Origin of the sequence: Nonomuraea sp. AD125B (genome assembly GCF_041402765.1) — a bacterium.
GTDB lineage: Bacteria > Actinomycetota > Actinomycetes > Streptosporangiales > Streptosporangiaceae > Nonomuraea > Nonomuraea bangladeshensis.
Genome location: NZ_JBGLOU010000004.1, coordinates 406,915 through 424,735, shown reverse-complemented (window position 1 = coordinate 424,735; position 17,821 = coordinate 406,915). Strand labels below are relative to the sequence as shown.

The following is a 17,821-nucleotide window of genomic DNA, read 5'->3' as shown; positions in this document are numbered from 1 at the left end:
TGTCCAGGCGCAGGTCCGACGTTCGCCGACGTCAGGCAAAACCAAGGGCAAAAAGGACATAAAGTCTCTCGTGTACGCTTGATCACGAGATCACCTTGTGACCCTTCGGTTGTGAAACCTCAACAGATCAAGCAGTTCTGGTTGAGCAGGAACCGGGAGTGCATTAGTGTCCAGCGACGACGTTCCCCGCGTGTCGCGCGCGGGAGACACGCCCAATTCCCGCAAGGGAAGCCGGGGACCCGCCGATGGCGCCCGCCGCACGCCATCACTGGGGTGAATCCGAAACGTTCGGTAGGGCTCCTCCGGCCCGAACCCGTCAGCTAACCCGGTAGGCGTCGAGGAAGGGAGTCGGTTGGTGAAGCGCACGCGCACGCGTGGGGACGAGAGGACGGCGGGCGGGAGCGCCCCCCGTCGGGAGCGGTTCCGGCGACCGTTCCGCCTCGGAGCGGCGGCCCTGATGGCCGGCGCGTTACTGGCGGCCCCCATCGCCCCGGCGTCCGCGGAGCCCAAGCCCTCGCTCAAGGAGCTGTCGGAGCGGGTCGAGAAGATGCACGTCGAGATCGAGACGCTCACGGAGCAGTACAACGGCCAGCGGGAGAAGTACAAAACCGCCAAGAAGGCCGCCGACTCCGCCCAGAAGACCTTGGCCGACAGCCAGGCCGACCTCGCCGCCAAGCGCGCGAAGGCCGTCATGCTCGCCCAGAACGCCTACATCACCGGCGGGCTCAACCGCTCGCTCACCTTCATGCAGTCCGACGATCCTGAAGAGTTCCTCGACCGGGCCGCGACCACGCACGCGCTGGAGACGCAGCAGAGCGAAGAGGTCAACCAGCTGCTCAAGGCCATGGACGCGGCCACCCGCGCCGAGGCCGGCGCCAAGACCCGCATGGAGGAGCTGCGCGGGATCGTGGCCGACCTCGACGCCAAGCGCGACAAGATCACCGCCCTCGTGGCCAAGACGGAGAGCAGCCTCTTCCGCCGCGCCCTCGGCGAGGCCGGGCAGCCCGGCACCCGCGCCGTACGCGTCAACCTGCCGATCCCCGGCACCGGCAAGGCCGCCGCGGCCGCCAGGTGGGCGCTCACGCAGCAGCTCAAGCCGTACGTGTGGGGCGCGGGAGGCCCCAGCTCCTACGACTGCTCCGGCCTGGTCATGGCCGCCTTCAGGCGCGTCGGCATCTCGCTGCCGCACTACACCGGCGACCAGTGGACCGCGGGCCGGCACATCTCCCGTGAGGAGATGCGCCCCGGCGACCTGGTCTTCTTCTACAGCGACCTGCACCACGTCGGCATCTACATCGGCGGGGGCATGATGGTGCACGCCCCGCGCACCGGCGACGTCGTACGGGTGGCCGCGCTCGGCAACCGGCCCTTCGCGGGCGCGGTGCGCATCGCAGACTGAGCCGGCATGACCCGGTGACCTTTGCTCAAGCGTCCCTTCAGATGAGATGGCGGCGTGCCGCCCAGGCCACGGCCTCGATGGCCGTGGCCACACCGATGCGGTCGCAGATGCCGCGCAGTCTTCGGCGCACCGTGCGTCCGCTGATGTCCAGACGTCTCCCCACTCGATCCACAGTGACGCCCTTGGCCAGCTCGCCGAGTAAAGCCAGATCCGCGTGGCTCAGCTCAACGCCTTCAGTGAGCACTTCCATCGGGAGCCCTCCCCCCCAACAGCAGAATTTGGACCTCACAACGGGCCAAAGCCGCTCGTCTCGCAGAAGGTAAACGCATCTCTGAAAGGTCGTCAAGCGTGATAAATCCCGCCCTTGACGAGCGCTATTGACATGATCGCGTATATGTGACCTACTCGCCATATGCCGACCGGATGCTGGACGCGCGATGACCGATCTCGTTGATCAGTCCGGAGGCTCATCTCCCTCCCCTTCGGGTTCGGCGGACCTTCTGGGTTTTGATCCCGCGGACCCCGGATTTCTGGCTGATCCCTATGCGCGCTACCACGCGCTGCGCGAACGCGGGCCGATCTTCCGTACGCCGGCGGGGCTGTTCGTCCTGACCGATCACGAATTGTGCGGTGCCATGCTCCGCGATCCGCGTTTCGGTCACGGCCCCAGTCCCATCAACCGCGTCAATCCAGGTCAGCCTGTCGAGTCATTTCTGCGTATGGATCCGCCCGATCACACCCGGTTACGCGGTCTGGTCAGCAGGGCGTTCACGCCCCGCATGGTCGAACGGCTGCGCCCGCGCGTCGAGGCCGTCACCGCCGGGCTGATCGCGGCGCTGCCCGAGGAGGGCGACCTGGTTTCCGGCTTCGCGTACCCGCTGCCGGTCAGGGTGATCTGCGAGATGCTGGGGGTGCCGCCGGAAGATCACGAGCGCTTCCAGGGCTGGAGCGAGACGGCCGCCCGCAGCCTTGACCCGATGCTTACAGCGGAGCTGATATCGGAGAGCGGGCGGTCAGGAAGAGAGTTCCGCGACTACTTCCGCGACCTCCTGGAGCTCCGGCGCCGGCAGCCCGGCGACGACCTGCTGAGCGCGCTCACCCGGGTCGAGGAGCTGACCGAGGGCGAGCTGCTGGCCACCTGCGTGCTGCTGCTCGTGGCCGGGCACGAGACGACCGTCAACCTCATCGCCAACGGGGTGCTCGCCCTGGTCCGGCACGGCCTGCTCGCGTACGCCGCCGAGCGGCCGCGACAGGTCGTCGAGGAGGTGCTGCGCTACGACCCGCCGGTCCAGCTCACCGGACGGGTGGCGCTGCGCGACGCGGAGCTCGGCGGGACGCCGGTGCCCGCGGGGACGGCCGTGGTCGCGCTGATCGGCGCGGCCAATCGCGACCCCGCGATCTTCCCCGACCCCGACCACTTCGACCCCGGCCGATCCGACCCCACCCGATCGGACCCCGGCCGATCCGGCCCCGGCCGATCCGACGCCACCCGCTCGGATGGCGCTCGTGAGCCGGGGCGGCATCTCGCCTTCGGGCTCGGCATCCACTTCTGTCTCGGGGCGACGCTGGCCAGGATGGAGGGCGAGATCGCGCTCTCCGCCCTGGCCGCCGCGGCGCCACGGATGGAGCTGCTCGATCCCGCGCCGCCGTACAAGCCGAACCTGGTGCTGCGGGGGCTCGCGCGGCTCCCCGTGCGGCTCAATCGTCAGTGAGTGGGCTTCACCAGCGGGAACAGGATCGTCTCGCGGATGTTCTTGCCGGTGAACGCCATAATCATCCGATCGATGCCCGCGCCCATGCCGCCCGTGGGCGGCATGCCGTACTCGAGGGCCGCCAGGAAGTCCTCGTCGAGCTGCATCGCCTCGGGGTCGCCGCCGGCGGCGAGCAGCGACTGCTCGACCAGCCGGTGCCGCTGGTCGATCGGGTCGTTGAGCTCGGAGTAGCCGGTGCCCAGCTCGGTGCCGAAGCCGATGAGGTCCCACTTCTCGGTGAGCAGCGGGTTGTCGCGGTGGAGGCGGGCCAGCGGCGAGGTCTCCAGCGGATAGTCCATGACGAACGTCGGCTGCACCAGCGTGTGCTCCACCAGCGCCTCGAACAGCTCCTGCACGAGCTTGCCCGAGCCCCACTTCGGGTCCCAGTGGACCTCGCGCCGGTCGGCGATCTTGCGTAGCTCCTCCAGCGTGGTGGAGGTGGTGATCTCCTCGCCGACGGCCTCGGAGACCAGGCCGTAGAGCGTCGCCCGGGGCCATTCGGCCATGCCGAGGTCGATCTCGACGCCGTCGTGCACCACGACCGTGGTGTCCAGGGCGGCCACGACGGCCTTCTGGTACATCCGCTGCGTCAGGTCGGCGATGTCGTGATAGTCGAGGTAGGTGCCGTACGCCTCGAGCATGGTGAACTCGGGGTTGTGCGTCGAGTCGGCGCCCTCGTTGCGGAAGTTGCGGTTGATCTCGAAGACCTTCTCGACGCCGCCGACCACGAGCCGCTTGAGATAGAGCTCGATCGCGATGCGCAGATAGAGCTCCATGTCGTAGGCGTTGATGTGGGTGCGGAAGGGCCGGGCCGCCGCGCCGCCGTGGATCGGCTGCAACATCGGCGTCTCGACCTCGAGGTAGCCCTCCTCGTGCCAGAACTCGCGCACGGCGCGCACGGTGGCGCTGCGGACGCGGGCCATCTTCCTGGCCTCGTCGTTGACGATGAGGTCGACGTAGCGCTGGCGTACGCGGGCCTCGGGGTCGGTGAGGCCGACGTGCTTCTCCGGCAGCGGGCGCAGGCACTTGGCGGTGATCTGCCAGTCGTCGGCGAGCACGGACAGCTCGCCGCGCCGCGAGGTGATGACCTCGCCGGTGATGCCGACGTGGTCGCCGAGGTCGACGTCGCGCTTCCAGCGGGCCAGCGACTCCTCGCCCACCCGGTCGAGGGAGATCATGACCTGCAGGTCGGCCTCGCCGTCGCGGAGGGTGGCGAAGCAGAGCTTCCCGCCGACGCGGCTGAGCATGACGCGACCGGCCACCGACACGCTCTCGCCGGTGGCGGTGTCGGGCTCAAGGCCCTGGTATTTCTCCCTGACCTCGGCGTTGGTCGCCGTACGGGGGAAATTCACCGGGTAAGGATCGACGCCCTCACTGCGAAGGCGGTCGAGCTTCTCCCTCCGGATCCGCATCTGCTCGGGAAGTTCTTCGCTCACAGCACTAAAGCGTAGGGGATATGGCGAACTGCAAGGGCTCGTCGGCCCGTTGCAGGGTGCCTGCAAGAGGGCTCTTTTATCAATGACTCACGAGCTCAGGGGGAGGCCGGCAGGGAGCCGGCCCAGGGGAGCTCCAGGAGAGAGAAATGTTCAAGAAGCTCGCGATCGGCACCCTCGCCGCCGCCGCCACCACCGCAGTCGCCCTGTCGATGCCCACCGCCGCCTTCGCCTCCGCGCCCCACGCCGACGACTACTCCTCGCACTGGGGCCCGGTCTACGCCAAGCACTTCCAGGCCAAGGCCGAGGGCAGCGTCACGGTCAACTGGGACGACGACGGCGAGTCGAACGAGGTCCACGTGCGCGGCAAGCTCTGGGACCGCGACAACCGCAGCTACGACGAGGGCGGCAAGTGCGCGTACGTGCGCTTCCAGGCCGAGGACTTCGACGGCGACTGGTCGCCGGTCTTCTGGCGGAAGTACTGCGGCTACCCCAGCTTCCAGCGCTTCCACTTCGAGGAGAACGACGTCCAGACCCTGCGCGTGCAGGTCTGCCAGATCGGCCTCAACAGCAAGTTCCCCACCAAGTGCGGCCGCTGGGACTACATCTACACCAACGAGAACGAGTAGTGACGCCTGAGCTCGCATCCGAGCACCCTGGCGCCATGACGACCGAGCACCCGAAGACCGCGGGCGGCCCCTTATCCGAGCGGGGGGCCGCCTGCTCCTGTGTCAGCCCGCGTTGCGGTGGTAGATCAGGCGCAGGCCGATGAGCGTGAGCCACGGCTCGTGCACGTCGATCGAGCGCGACTCGCCGACCACCAGCCCGGCGTGCCCGCCGGTGGCGACGACCGTGACCTCGTCGGGGTCGTCGGCCAGCTCGGCCGTCATGCGCTCGACGATGCCGTCCACCTGGCCGGCGAAGCCGTAGATGATGCCGGCCTGCAGGGCCTCGACGGTGTTCTTGGCGATCACCGAGCGCGGCCTGACCAGCTCCACCTTGTGCAGTTGCGCGCCGGCGGAGGCGAGGGCGTCCACCGAGATCTCGATGCTGGGCGCGGTGACCGCCCCGATGTACTCGCCCTTGGCCGAGACCGCGTCGAAGGACGTGGCGGTGCCGAAGTCGACGATCACGCAGGGGCCGCCGTACTGGTCGATGGCGGCGAGTGCGTTGACGATGCGGTCGCTGCCGACCTCCTTGGGGTTGTCCATGCGGACCGGCACGCCGGTGCGGATGCCCGGCTCCACGATCACCGCCGTGACGTCGCCGTAGTAGCGGCGGCACATCTCCCGCATCTCGTTGAGCACGCTCGGGACCGTCGAGCAGATGGCGATGCCGTCGACGTCGGCGCCCTTGAGCAGCGGCGACTGCGCCAGCAGCCCTTGCAGGACGACCGCGATCTCGTCGGCGGTGCGGCGGGCGTCGGTGGCCAGCCGCCAGTGCTCGATGACGTCCTCGCCCTCGAAGAGCCCGAGCACCGTGTGCGTGTTGCCGACGTCGATCGTGAGCAGCATCAATTACCCCCGTAGATCCAGTGCGATGTCCAGGGCCGGCGCCGAGTGCGTCAACGCCCCTACCGCCAGGTAGTCAACGCCAGTTTCGGCCACAGCACGGGCCGATTCCAAGGTCAATCCCCCGCTCGCCTCAAGGGCAACCCTGTTTTTCGCCTGCTTTTTCACGAGTTGTACGGCACGCTCTGTGTCCTCCACCGTGAAGTTGTCCAGCAGCACCTCCCGCGCGCCCTCGTCGAGCACCGGCTGGAGCTGGTCGAGCCGGTCGATCTCCACCTCGATGGGCAGGTCGGGGTGGCGCTCGCGGACCGCCCGGAACGCCTCGGCCACGCCGCCGGCCGCCACCACGTGGTTGTCCTTGATCAGCGCGGCGTCCGACAGCGACATGCGGTGGTTGACGCCGCCGCCGCAGCGTACGGCGTACTTCTCCAGCGCGCGCAGGCCGGGCAGCGTCTTGCGGCTGTCGCGGACGCGGGCCCCGGTGCCCTTGATCGCCTCGACCCACCTGCCGGTGAGCGTCGCCACCCCGGACAGGTGCGTGAGCAGGTTGAGCGCCGTGCGCTCGGCGGTCAGCAGCGCGCGCGTGGGCCCCTCGACGGTGAGCAGCACGTCGCCCACCCGGACCCGCTCGCCGTCCTTGGCCCGGCGCTCGGTCCGGTCCGCCCCCAGCCGGACGAACACCGCCTCCGCCACCGCCAGTCCCGCCACGACGCCGTCCTTGCGCGCCACCACGTCGCCCGACGAGCGCTGGTCGGCGGGGATGGTGGCGAGGCTCGTCACGTCACCGGCCTCCCACAGGTCCTCCTCCAGCGCACGGGCGATGAGCGCGTCCACCTCGGCCGGGTCGAGCCCGGCGGCCGACAGCTCCTGCGCCAGCCGGGCCGGCATCGTGTCCTCGTGCGGCGTGTACGTCATGCGAAGGCCCTCCTCCGTCAGGGTCACGTCGAGGTGGCCCAGCCATTCGTTGTCGTCGCGCGTCTCATGATCCTCGCGCCAGTGTGAGCCACGGGTCTCCAGCCGGGCCGCCGCCGCGCCGGTGAGCACGGTGGCGACGGTGAGCAGGTTCGCCGCCTCCCAGGACTCGGTGCACGGCGGCACCGCGACCGGCGTCCAGCGGGCGTCGAGCAGCGCTTTGGCGGTGGCGCGCAGCGACTCGCGGCTGCGCAGCACGCCCGCGCCCCTGCTCATGTGCGCCTGGATCCGGGCCCGGACGCGCGGATCCACCAGCCCGGACTCTCCCTCGGCCGGCACCGGGTCGCCGGGGGCCGGGCGGGCCGCGTGCACGTCCTCGGCGATGCGCTCGGCGAACACCAGGCCCTCCAGCAGCGAGTTGGAGGCCAGCCGGTTGGCGCCGTGCACGCCGGTGCAGGCCACCTCGCCGCAGGCGTAGAGGCCGTCGATCGAGGTACGGCCGCGCAGGTCGGTCCGTACGCCGCCGCTGGCGTAGTGGGCGGCCGGGGCCACGGGGATCGGCTGGGTCACCGGGTCGATGCCGTGCTCACGGCAGACCGCGTAGATGGTGGGGAACCGGGTCTCCCACTTGCGCCGGCCGAAGTGGCGGCCGTCGAGGAAGACGTGGTCGCGGCCGGTCGCGCGCATCGTCCGCATGATCCCCTTGGCCACGACGTCGCGCGGGGCCAGGTCGGCCAGCTCGTGCGCGTCGGCCATGAAGCGGTTGCCCTCGTGGTCGGTGAGGTACGCCCCCTCGCCCCGCACCGCCTCCGAGATCAGCGGCTGCTGGCCGGTCGAGTCCGCGCCGAGCCAGAGCACGGTGGGGTGGAACTGCACGAACTCCAGGTCGCGCACCACCGCCCCGGCCCGCAGCGCCAGCGCGACGCCGTCGCCGGTGGAGACCACGGGGTTGGTGGTGGCCGCGTACACCTGGCCCATGCCGCCGGTGGCGAGCACGACGGCCCGCGCGAGCACCGCGCCGACGCCGTCGCGAGCGCCCTCGCCCATCACGTGGAGGGTGACGCCCCTGGCCCGGCCGTGGGCGTCCTTGAGCAGGTCGAGCACCAGGGCGTGCTCGATGACCTCGATGGAGGGGCGGGCGCGTACCGCCTCGATGAGCGCCCGCTGCACCTCGGCGCCGGTCGCGTCGCCGCCCGCGTGCACGATGCGGCTGCGGCGGTGGCCGCCCTCGCGGGTGAGCTGGAGCTCGCCGTCCGGGGTGCGGTCGAAGCGGGCGCCCCGCTCGATCAGCCGGCGCAGCGCGCCGGGGCCCTCGGTGACCAGCGTCCGCACCGCACGTACGTCGCACAGCCCGACGCCGGCGATGAGCGTGTCGTTCAGGTGCTCCTCGGGCGTGTCGCGGGGGTCGAGCACGGCCGCGATGCCGCCCTGCGCCCAGCGCGTCGAGCCCGAGGACAGCACGTCCTTGGTGACGACCAGGACCTTGGCCTCGGGCTCCAGCTCCGTGTAGCGCAGGGCCACGGTCAGGCCCGCGATGCCGGAGCCCACGACGACCAGGTCGGCCTCGGCGCTCCAGCCGGGCGCGGGAGCGGTCAGCCGCAGGGGAATCGCCGGTGCGCTCATTGGGCTCTCCTCCACTCGGGCGATTTCGTCAACATGACGATAACGCCTCCGGGAGCGCGTGCATGCCCAGGGGTCAGGCTCAGGCCGGATCCACCGTCAGGACGACGTTGTCGATCAGCCGGGTGGCGCCGATCCTGGCCGCGACGGCGAGCACGGCCTCGCCCGCGTGCTCCTCGCCCACCTCGGTGAACGTCGCGGGATCGACCAGCACCACGTAGTCCAGGTCGAGCCGGGGGCCGGCGGCGGCGAGGACCGCGCGGGCGGCCTCACGGATCGCGCCGGGCCGCCGCTCGGCCTCGCCGGCGCGCAGGGCGCGGGAGAGCGCCAGCGCCACCTGCCGGTCGTCCTCGGACAGGTAGCGGTTGCGGCTGGACAGGGCCAGGCCGTCGTGCTCGCGTACGGTGGGCGCGCCGACGATCTCGACCGGCACGTCCAGGTCGGCGACCATGCGGCGGATCAGGGCGAGCTGCTGGGCGTCCTTCTGGCCGAAGACCGCCACGCTCGGCTGGACGAGGTTGAACAGCTTGAGCACCACCGTCAGCACCCCGTCGAAGTGCCCGGGGCGGGACTCGCCCTCCACGATCTCGCCCATCCGGCCGGCCAGGAGGCTCACCTGGCGGTCGGGGCGGTACATGTCCTCGGCCGACGGGTGGAAGACCACGTCCACGCCCTCGGCCCGGCACACCTCCAGGTCCGCCTCGAACGTACGGGGATAGCGGGAGAAATCCTCGTTGGGCCCGAACTGCAGCGGGTTGACGAAGACGCTGACCACCACCTGGTCGGCCCGCGACCGGGCGAGCCGCATGAGCGAGCGGTGGCCCTCGTGCAGCGCGCCCATGGTCGGCACCAGCGCCACCTCGCCACCGCCACGCGCCTTGACCAGGTCTTCCCTGTTCCTGGCGACGATCAAGTCCATCGGGCGGCCCCTCGCGTTCATGGCCTCCGCTTCGCGGCGGCGCTTCCTCGCACGGTCAGGTCCATATATTGCCGCCCAGCGCGTCGAGCAGCCGCTCCGCCTCCTCCGGTTTGAGCAGCCCGGCGGCGAGCGCGCGGTCGGCCGTGAGCCTGGCCAGCGCGATGTAGGCGTCGGCCGCCTCGGGGGCGGCCAGGATGAGCGCGTCGACGTGCTTGCGCACGGTGCCGGCGTCGCCGCGTACGACCGGGCCGGTGAGGCCGGCGATGCCGAGCCGCAGGACGTTGTCGAGCGCGGCGCCGAGCAGCGGTCCCAGCATCCGGCCAGGATGCTCGACGCCGATGCGCCCGAGCAGGTCGGAGGACTCGGCGATGAGGGTGACCATGTGGTTGGCGGCTCCGGCCAGGGCCGCGTGGTAGAGCGCGCGGTCGGCGTCGGCGATCCAGACCGGCTCGCCGCCCATCTCGATCACCAGGGCCTCGGCGATCGGGCGCAGCGCGTCGGGGGCGGTGACGCCGTAGGAGATGCCGGTGAGCTTGTTGAGGTCGTCGTCGCGGCCGGTGAACGTCATCACGGGATGCAGCGCGAGCGGCAGCGCGCCGCGCTCGGCGGCCGGGTCGAGCACCGACAGCCCGTACGCGCCGCTGGTGTGCACGACCAGCTTGCCCTGCAGGTCGGCGCCGGTGGCGGCGAGGCCGCCCACGAGGTCGGGCAGCGCGTCGTCGGGCACGGTCAGCAGGATGAGCTGGGCCGCGTTCACCACCTCGTCGGGCCGCGACGGCGTCACGCCGAGCCGCTCGGCCGCCCAGCGCTGGGAGTTGTCGGACAAGCCGCTGGCGGCGACGACGCGGTGGCCTGCCTGCCGCAACGCGGCCCCGAGGGCCGAGCCGACCTTGCCCGCCCCGAGCACGCCCACGCTGAGCCGCGCCGGGCGATCTCCTGCCTCCATGACGTCTCACCCCTGTCGACCGGATGGCACTGCCGCCCAGCGTAACGGCCTCTCCGTCCAGGGAATGTGACTGGTGCTTTGCTGGAGGTTGAGTTATTGGCAAAAGCGACAAGGGCAGACAAATAGTGCACCCCCTGTCGGAAGAGATGAGGAGAGGGGTTCACCGCATAGCAGCGGGCGCCGAGTCCGCAGTGGACCCGACGCCCGCGGGGTGTGACCTCTTGGAGGTGCGCCTGGCCGGCGCGACCGCCGACTGCCCGGCCGGGAGTCCGAGCCCGGACCGGACCGCGCCGGTCCGGGCTCCCCGCTTCGTCAGCGGCTCGTCTGGTGGGAGTAGGCCCCGCCCTTGCAGCCGGCGATGCCGAGGCCGATGACCGCGACGGTGTTGCCGCAGACGTTGATCGGCGCGCTGATCGGGACGCGGATCTGGTTGCCACCGAGGATGCTGCCGTTGCCGCTGGTGATGTCGGCGTGGGCGGCCGGCGCGCCCAGCGCGAGAGCCGCGGCGGCACCGACCAGGACCAGGGTCTTCTTCAGCATGTGTGCTCCTTCTTGACAGCGCGGCACTGGGGCCGCGGACGTTGGCTTGTGCCGGGAACGGCCGCCGCAGTCGCCACTGGGGGTTGGCGCAACGCGACCGTCTGGCGACAGAACGTAAACAATAGCGCAAGCACACGACAATGAGTAGTCACATGATGACCAAGCGTGCCGTCGGCCGGTCGTGAGATAGTCCATGACATGTGGCTGACCTGGCGCGCGGCGACCCAGCGAGCGCTGTACGGCGAGGCGGGCTTCTACCTCCGCGAGCGCCCCTCGGGCCACTTCCGCACGTCCGTCAGCGCCTCGGCGGCGTTCGCCGAGGCGGTGCTCGCGCTGCTCCGCGAGGTGGACGCCGAGCTGGGCAAGCCCGACGCGCTCGACCTGGTGGACATCGGGGCCGGTGAGGGCACGCTGGTCACCCGTGTGCTGGCCGCCGCCGAGCCCGGCCTGAGCGAGCGGCTGCGGGTCACGGCGGTCGATCTGTCGTCCCGGCCCGAGGGTCTGCCCGAGCGGATCGAGTGGCGCGGCGGGCTGCCCGACTCCATCCAGGGCCTCGCCATCGCCAACGAATGGCTCGACAACGTGCCAGTGGACGTCGTCGAGCAGACCGCCGGCGGGCCGCGGCTGGTCATGGTGGACGTCCACACGGGCGAGGAGCGGATCGGCGGACCCCTGCGGCCGGCCGACCGGGAGTGGCTGGAACGGTGGTGGCCGCTGCCCCGGGTGGGGGCGCGAGCCGAGATCGGCCGGCCGCGCGACGAGGCGTGGGCGGCCGTCGTCACCCGCCTCACCAGGGGCCGGGCGATCGCCGTCGATTATGCACACCCTGTGGACAACCGTCCCCCCTGCGGCACGCTGACCGGCTATCGGGACGGGGCGGTCGTCAGCCCCATACCCGACGGCACCTGCGACATCACCGCGCACGTGGCGCTCGACGCGTGCGCCGAGGCGGGCCGCCGGGCGGGCGCGATATCCACAACCTTGTCCACACAGCGCGCGGCGCTGCGCTCCCTGGGGCTGACCGGCGCCCGGCCGCCGGTCGAGCTGGCGCACCGGGATCCGCGCGGCTACCTGCGGGCGCTGGCCCGGGCGTCGGAGGAGGGCGAGCTCATCGACCCGTCCGGGCTCGGCGGCTTCGGCTGGCTCGACCAGCGCCGCTGACGGCGCTGACGGCGCTCAGGCGGGGGTGGCGGTGAGGTGGAGTGCCTCCAGGCCGCGGATGACGTAGCCGGGCTTCCACGAGGGCTCCTCGCGCAGCTCCAGGCTCGCCGTACGGTCCAGCAGCGCCCCGAACGACTCGATCAGCTCGATGCGGGCCAGCGGCGCCCCCAGGCAGAAGTGGATGCCGGCGCCGAAGGAGATGTGCGGGTTGTCGGCCCGGCCCACGTCCAGCCGGTCCGGGTCCTCGAACACGGCCGGGTCCCGGTTGGCCGAGCCGAACAGCAGCGCCACCTCGGCCCCGCGCGGGATCTCCACCCCGTGGACCTCGATGTCCTCCAGCACCCACCGCTCGAACATCTGCAGCGGCGTGTCCCAGCGCAGCAGCTCCTCGACGGCGGTGGGCAGCAGCGAACGGTCGGCGCGCAGCCGGGCCAGCTCCTCCGGGTTCCTGAACAGCGACCACCAGCCGTTGCCGGTGACGTTCACGGTGGCCTCGTGGCCGGCGTTGAGCAGCAGCACGCAGGTGCCGATCAGCTCGTCCTCGGTCAGCTCGGGGATCTGGGCGAGCGCGCTGATCAGGTCGTCGCCGGGGGCGGCGCGGCGGGCGCGGGCCAGGTCCCTGAGGTAGGCGGCGAACTCCGTGGCCGCGCGGACGGCGGTGTGCTGCGCCTCGACGGCCGGGTTGAGCTCGTACATGCCGCAGATGTCGGCCGACCAGGGGCGCAGCAGGTGGCGGTCGGCCTCGGGGATGCCGAGCATCTCCGCGATCACCGTGACCGGCAGCGGCTCGGCGACCTCGGCGAGCAGGTCGCCCCCTCCCTTCGCCACGAACGCGTCCGCGAGGCCGCCCGCGATGGCCCGCACGCGCGGCCGCAGGGACTCGACCATGCGCGGCGTGAACGCCTTCGACACCAGCCGACGCAGCCTCGTGTGCACCGGCGGCTCGACGTCCAGCATGCCCGCCCTGATCACCCGCCAGAACGACTCCTGGAACTCCGGCTCCCGCGGCCTGCCGAACTCCTCGTGCGTGGCCACGTGCAGGTACGACCGGCCCAGGCGGCGGTCCCTCAGCAGGGCGTTGACGTCCGCGTGGCGGGAGACGAGCCACTGGTTCGTGGGCTCGTAGTAGCAGACGGGCCGCTCGCGCCGCAGCTCGTCGTAGACCGGGTACGGATGGGCTACGAAATCCGGATTCCAGGGGTCAAAGTGCACTATTGCATCTTAGGAGGCTCCCCCTCCTGCTCGGCAGCCTCCACCTGCCGCTGCCTGGCGTTCTTGCTGCGCACCCGGATGTTCAGCAGCTCCACGACCACCGAGAACGCCATAGCAAAGTAGATGTAGCCCTTCGGGATGTGCTGGTCCAGCCCCTCGGCCACGAGCACCACGCCGATCAGCACCAGGAACGCCAGCGCCAGCATCTTGACGCTCGGGTGCTGGTCCACGAAGCGGCTGATCGGCCCCGAGGCGAACAACATCACCAGCACCGCCACCACGACCGCCGCGATCATCACGCCGAGCTCGTCCACCATGCCGACCGCGGTGATGACCGAGTCCAGCGAGAAGACCACGTCCAGGACCATGATCTGCACGATCACCGACGTGAACGAGACGGCGGCGGCGTTCTTGCCGTCCTTGCCCGCCGGGCCGTCCATGGTGTGACCGATCTCGGTGACGCTCTTGCCGAGCAGGAAGAGCCCTCCCAGCAGCAGGATGAGGTCGCGTCCCGAGATCTCGTGCCCGAGCACCGTGAACAGCGGCTCGGTGAGCTGCACCACCCACGACAGGCCGAGCAGCAGGAGCAGCCGGCTGACCAGGGCCGCGGCCAGGCCGAGCACCCGGGCCCTGTCGCGCTGCTCGGGCGGCAGCTTCCCGGCCAGGATGGAGATGAAGATGATGTTGTCGATCCCCAGGACGATCTCCAGGGTGACGAGGGTGAAGAAGCCGATCCAGATTTGGGGATCGGCGGCCCATTCCAACATCTGCATACCTCCGTGACACGCGGGCCGAGAACTTTTCGGGCACAACGCATTACCCGCCGCATAAGTTCACGGGCTTGCGTCCGGCCGCGGGGTGTCGGTTATAGTGCGGGCGTAGGTCATGAGTGCCAGCGACAAGCCCCGGCTAGCTGGCCGGCAACCCTCGCGTCCGCGGCGGGGTGCCCCGGGTGAAGACCTGGTCCGTCACGAGGTGTGGCGGGCAAGCGCGGGCTCCGAGGCCGTTTCCTGGGGTCCGATGACCCGAGGAGCAGTGCTGTGCCCACGCTGACGATCTTCAACGACGCCGCCGCCCCCGCCGAGGCCCCCGCCGCCGCCGCGCCGGAGAGCGACCGGCCCATCCCCGCCGTGGTCGGGGCCGACCTGGAGGTGCCGGTCAAGGGCGGCCGGCTCGTCCGGTACGCCAACCTCGACTACGCCGCCAGCGCGCCCTGTCTCGAGCCGGTCAGCGCCGCCGTCGCCGCCGCGCTCCCGGCCTACTCCAGCGTCCACCGCGGCGCCGGCTACGCCTCCCAGCTCACCACCGCCAGGTACGAGCAGGCCCGCCACACCGTACGGGCGTTCGTCGGCGCCCGCCCCTCCGACGCCGTGATCTTCACCCGCAACACCACCGACGCCACCAACCTGCTGGCCCGCTGCCTGCCCGCCGGCACCACCGTCGTGGTCTTCGACACCGAGCACCACGCCTCGCTCCTGCCCTGGGGCGAGGCCGTCCGGCTGGCCCCGCCCGCCTTCCCCGGCGAGGCCGTACGGGCCGCCGACGAGGCACTGGCCGCCATCGACGGGCCCAAGCTGCTCGTCGTCACCGCCGCCTCCAACGTCACCGGCGAGCTGTGGCCGATCGCCGCGCTGGCGCACATAGCGCACCGCCACGGGGCGCGCATCCTGGTGGACGCCGCGCAGCTCGTGCCGCACCGGCGGCTCAACCTGACCGCCCTGGACCTCGACTACGTGGCCTTCTCCGGGCACAAGCTGTACGCGCCGTTCGGCGCGGGGGCGCTGGTGGGACGCGGGGACTGGCTGGCGGGCGGGGAGCCGTACCTGAAGGGCGGCGGCGCGGTGCGCGCGGTGGGCGAGGAGGCCGAGTGGCACGAGGACCCCGAGCCGCGCCACGAGGCGGGCACCCCCAACGTGCTCGGCGCGATCGCGCTCGCCGCGGCCTGCGACGCGCTCAGCGCCACCGGCTGGACCGCGCTGGTGCGCGAGGAGGAGAGGCTGCTCGCGCGGCTGCGCGCCGGGCTCGCCACCATCGAGGGCGTACGCGAGCTGGCCCTGTGGGGTGACGACCACCCGCGCGTGGGCATCGTGTCGTTCACCGTGGACGGGCACACGGCGCGGGAGGTGGCCGAGGCGCTGTCCGGCGAGTACGGCATCGGGGTGCGCGACGGCAAGTTCTGCGCGCACCCGTTCGTCCGGCACCTGCTGGGCACGGCCGACGGCGGGTGCGAGGACGGCACGGCCTCGGCCGTACGGGCCTCCATCGGCATCGGGACCACGCAGGAGCACGTGGACCGGCTCATCGAGGCTCTGCGCGCCATCGTCTCCCGCTGACCGCGGGCGACCCGGGCGCCCGGTCAGCGGTTCGGCGGCTTGCGGTGCTCCGGCTGGTCCTCGGAGACCAGGGCGTCGATGTCGCGCATGTCCGCGTCGTCGAGCCCGCCCGCGTGGGTGCGCGGCGCGGCCGGCTGCCGGGGGGCCTCCGGCCGCTCGGCGGGCATCCCCGGCTCCGCGGGCGTCATCGGCCCTCCGGCGCCCGGCTGGTAGGCGCCCTCCGCGCCGCCGGGCCTGACGTTGACGTTGGACGGGCCCGGACCCATGGCCGGGCCGCGCCGGTGCTCGATCAGCTCGTCCTCGGCGACCCGCTGCCGCGCGCGGCGCCGGAAGATCGCGCCGAACAGCCCGTCCAGCCCGATCCGGCCGCCGCCGAGCGCCAGGAACAGCAGGCACAGCGCGCCGAGCGCGCCCGCCAGCTCCCATCCGCCCTCGCCCACCAGGACGCCCCTGTTCCCGTGCACGAAGACGATCGCGCCGATCATGTCGATCAGCAGCAGCAACGCCACCGGCCGCACCAGCAGCCCGAGAATGAGGAAGACGCCGCCGACGGTCTCGACCACGGTGGCGAAGCCGGCGGCCGCGCCGGGCAGCGGGATCCCCATCCCGCCGAACATCTGCGTCGTCGCGCCGAGACCGCCCTGCCACTTCTGCAAGCCGTGCGCCACGAAGATCACACCGGTGACCACCCGGGCGATCAGGGCCGCCACATCGAACACAACTCTCTTCATGGTGCTTCTCCCCCCGTCTCCCGTCTTCTCCCCACGACCACCCCAAGTCCCCGCAGGTGCGGTGAATCCGTACCGATCCTTGACCAACGACCGTGCCCCGCGCTGGCTCACCTCCAGGGACGGTGGGAGCATGGCCGTATGACGGAACGTGTGGTCGGGATGGGCGCGGGCGCGAAGGAGCTGGCCACCGAGGACATGATCCTCAACATCGGCCCCCAGCACCCCTCGACGCACGGCGTCCTCCGCCTCCGGCTCACGCTCGACGGCGAGCGCATCGCCACCGCCGAGCCGATCATCGGCTACATGCACCGGGGCGCGGAGAAGCTGTTCGAGGTCCGCGACTACCGCCAGATCATCATGCTGGCCAACCGGCACGACTGGCTCGCCGGGTTCGCCAACGAGCTGGGCGTGGTGCTCGCCGCCGAACGCCTCCTCGGCATGGAGCCGCCGGTGCGGGCCGTGTGGGCGCGCACCCTGCTGGCCGAGCTCAACCGGGTGCTGAGCCACCTCATGTTCCTCGGCTCCTACCCGCTGGAGCTGGGCGCGATGACGCCGATCTTCTACTCCTTCAACGAGCGCGAGCGCATCCAGGCCGTCATGGAGGAGATCTCCGGCGGACGCATGCACTACATGTTCAACCGGGTCGGCGGGCTCAAGGAGGACCTGCCGCTGGGCTGGCTGGACCGGGTGTCGGAGGCCGTCGCCGAGACCCGCCGCCGGGTGCCGGTCATCGAGGACCTCATCCTGCACAACGACATCTTCGTCGCCCGCACCAAGGGCGTCGGCGTGCTGACCCGCGAGCAGGTCATGCAGTACGGCGTCAGCGGCCCCATCGCCCGCGCCTCCGGCGTCGACCTCGACCTGCGCCGCGACGACCCCTACCTCGCCTACCCCGAGCTGCCCGTCAAGGTCGTCACCCGCGACGCCGGCGACTGCCAGGCCCGCTTCGAGGTCCTGTTCGAGCAGGTCAAGGTCTCGCTCGACCTGGCCGACATGTGCGTCGAACGGCTGCGCTCGCTGCCACCCGGGCCGATCAACCAGCGGCTGCCGAAGGTGCTGAAGGTGCCGGAGGGGCACACGTACGCGTGGACCGAGAACCCGCTCGGCATCAACGGCTACTACCTGGTCTCCAAGGGCGACAAGACGCCGTGGCGGCTCAAGCTGCGCTCGGCCTCGTACAACAACGTCCAGGTGCTGCGCGAGATGCTGCCAGGACACCTCGTGGCCGACATGGTCGCCATCCTCGGCTCGATGTTCTTCGTCGTGGGGGACATCGACAAATAGCGCTCAAAGCCGGGACGGGCCGACGCCCGGCGCGCGCCCGGCGCCGGCCTGCCGGACGAGCAGGACGAC

The 17,821-nt window shown here is 71.3% G+C and carries 16 protein-coding genes and 2 riboswitches; of the genes, 6 read left to right on the top strand and 10 right to left on the bottom strand.

What is annotated here, in order from left to right:
• Nucleotides 1-199: 199 nt before the first annotated feature.
• A riboswitch (cyclic di-AMP (ydaO/yuaA leader) is annotated at nt 200-350 on the top strand.
• A gap of 107 nt (nt 351-457) precedes the next feature.
• Nucleotides 458-1,399 (top strand): NlpC/P60 family protein, encoded by a 942-nt coding sequence (locus ACBR40_RS13950; protein ID WP_371248923.1) that lies wholly within the window; start codon nt 458-460, stop codon nt 1,397-1,399.
• A 37-nt stretch (nt 1,400-1,436) separates the two neighbouring features.
• Here ACBR40_RS13950 and ACBR40_RS13945 read toward each other — a convergent pair whose 3' ends face one another.
• Nucleotides 1,437-1,649: a LuxR C-terminal-related transcriptional regulator gene (locus ACBR40_RS13945; protein ID WP_091081333.1), complete on the bottom strand. Its 213-nt coding sequence runs from the start codon at nt 1,647-1,649 to the stop codon at nt 1,437-1,439.
• Nucleotides 1,650-2,118: 469 nt separating this feature from the next.
• Here ACBR40_RS13945 and ACBR40_RS13940 point away from each other — a divergent pair, with 469 nt between their 5' ends.
• Nucleotides 2,119-3,111: a cytochrome P450 gene (locus tag ACBR40_RS13940; protein WP_371248922.1), complete on the top strand. Its 993-nt coding sequence runs from the start codon at nt 2,119-2,121 to the stop codon at nt 3,109-3,111.
• Here the strand turns inward: ACBR40_RS13940 and lysX are convergent.
• A complete protein-coding gene (gene lysX, locus ACBR40_RS13935) occupies nt 3,105-4,586 on the bottom strand; it encodes a bifunctional lysylphosphatidylglycerol synthetase/lysine--tRNA ligase LysX (protein ID WP_344213575.1) in 1,482 nt (493 codons plus the stop codon). The two genes, ACBR40_RS13940 and lysX, sit on opposite strands and share 7 nt — an antisense overlap.
• A 146-nt stretch (nt 4,587-4,732) precedes the next feature.
• Here lysX and ACBR40_RS13930 point away from each other — a divergent pair, with 146 nt between their 5' ends.
• On the top strand, nt 4,733-5,212 hold the full coding sequence (locus tag ACBR40_RS13930; RefSeq protein WP_371248921.1) for a hypothetical protein: 480 nt from the start codon (nt 4,733-4,735) through the stop codon (nt 5,210-5,212).
• 102 nt (nt 5,213-5,314) lie between these two features.
• Here the strand turns inward: ACBR40_RS13930 and ACBR40_RS13925 are convergent, their stop codons facing one another.
• The 5 genes from ACBR40_RS13925 to ACBR40_RS13905 all read right to left on the bottom strand — a co-directional run bounded on the left by ACBR40_RS13925 (nt 5,315) and on the right by ACBR40_RS13905 (nt 11,031).
• Nucleotides 5,315-6,097, bottom strand: coding sequence for a type III pantothenate kinase (locus ACBR40_RS13925; protein ID WP_371248920.1), 783 nt, complete (start codon nt 6,095-6,097; stop codon nt 5,315-5,317).
• A 3-nt stretch (nt 6,098-6,100) separates the two neighbouring features.
• Complete coding sequence (locus tag ACBR40_RS13920; protein ID WP_371248919.1) at nt 6,101-8,629, bottom strand: L-aspartate oxidase; 2,529 nt, start codon at nt 8,627-8,629, stop codon at nt 6,101-6,103.
• Between the two features lie 79 nt (nt 8,630-8,708).
• Nucleotides 8,709-9,545 carry a pantoate--beta-alanine ligase gene (gene panC / locus ACBR40_RS13915; protein WP_371248918.1) on the bottom strand — a complete coding sequence of 279 codons (837 nt, stop codon included), beginning with the start codon at nt 9,543-9,545 and terminating at the stop codon, nt 8,709-8,711.
• Between the two features lie 55 nt (nt 9,546-9,600).
• Nucleotides 9,601-10,491: a DUF2520 domain-containing protein gene (locus tag ACBR40_RS13910; RefSeq protein ID WP_344213583.1), complete on the bottom strand. Its 891-nt coding sequence runs from the start codon at nt 10,489-10,491 to the stop codon at nt 9,601-9,603.
• A 312-nt stretch (nt 10,492-10,803) separates the two neighbouring features.
• Entirely contained in the window at nt 10,804-11,031 is a 228-nt protein-coding gene (locus ACBR40_RS13905; protein WP_371248917.1) for a chaplin family protein, read from the bottom strand.
• Nucleotides 11,032-11,229: 198 nt separating this feature from the next.
• Here ACBR40_RS13905 and ACBR40_RS13900 point away from each other — a divergent pair, with 198 nt between their 5' ends.
• Nucleotides 11,230-12,192 (top strand): SAM-dependent methyltransferase, encoded by a 963-nt coding sequence (locus ACBR40_RS13900; protein WP_344213585.1) that lies wholly within the window; start codon nt 11,230-11,232, stop codon nt 12,190-12,192.
• Between the two features lie 15 nt (nt 12,193-12,207).
• On the opposite strand, the gene ACBR40_RS13895 is transcribed toward ACBR40_RS13900, so the two are convergent.
• Entirely contained in the window at nt 12,208-13,404 is a 1,197-nt protein-coding gene (locus ACBR40_RS13895; protein ID WP_371248916.1) for a cytochrome P450, read from the bottom strand.
• Entirely contained in the window at nt 13,404-14,171 is a 768-nt protein-coding gene (locus tag ACBR40_RS13890) for a TerC family protein (RefSeq protein ID WP_371248915.1), read from the bottom strand. Before ACBR40_RS13890 ends, ACBR40_RS13895 begins: the two co-directional genes overlap by 1 nt.
• Before the next feature lie 114 nt (nt 14,172-14,285).
• A riboswitch (SAM riboswitch) is annotated at nt 14,286-14,401 on the top strand.
• Nucleotides 14,402-14,444: 43 nt separating this feature from the next.
• Between ACBR40_RS13890 and ACBR40_RS13885 the strand changes: the two genes are divergently transcribed.
• Entirely contained in the window at nt 14,445-15,737 is a 1,293-nt protein-coding gene (locus tag ACBR40_RS13885; protein WP_371248914.1) for an aminotransferase class V-fold PLP-dependent enzyme, read from the top strand.
• A gap of 23 nt (nt 15,738-15,760) precedes the next feature.
• Here ACBR40_RS13885 and ACBR40_RS13880 read toward each other — a convergent pair whose 3' ends face one another.
• Nucleotides 15,761-16,468: a DoxX family protein gene (locus ACBR40_RS13880; protein WP_371248913.1), complete on the bottom strand. Its 708-nt coding sequence runs from the start codon at nt 16,466-16,468 to the stop codon at nt 15,761-15,763.
• A gap of 138 nt (nt 16,469-16,606) precedes the next feature.
• Here ACBR40_RS13880 and ACBR40_RS13875 point away from each other — a divergent pair, with 138 nt between their 5' ends.
• The gene (locus ACBR40_RS13875) at nt 16,607-17,752 is read left to right on the top strand and encodes an NADH-quinone oxidoreductase subunit D (protein ID WP_344213593.1); all 1,146 of its coding nucleotides are present in this window, start codon (nt 16,607-16,609) and stop codon (nt 17,750-17,752) included.
• The last annotated feature ends 69 nt before the right edge of the window (nt 17,753-17,821 follow it).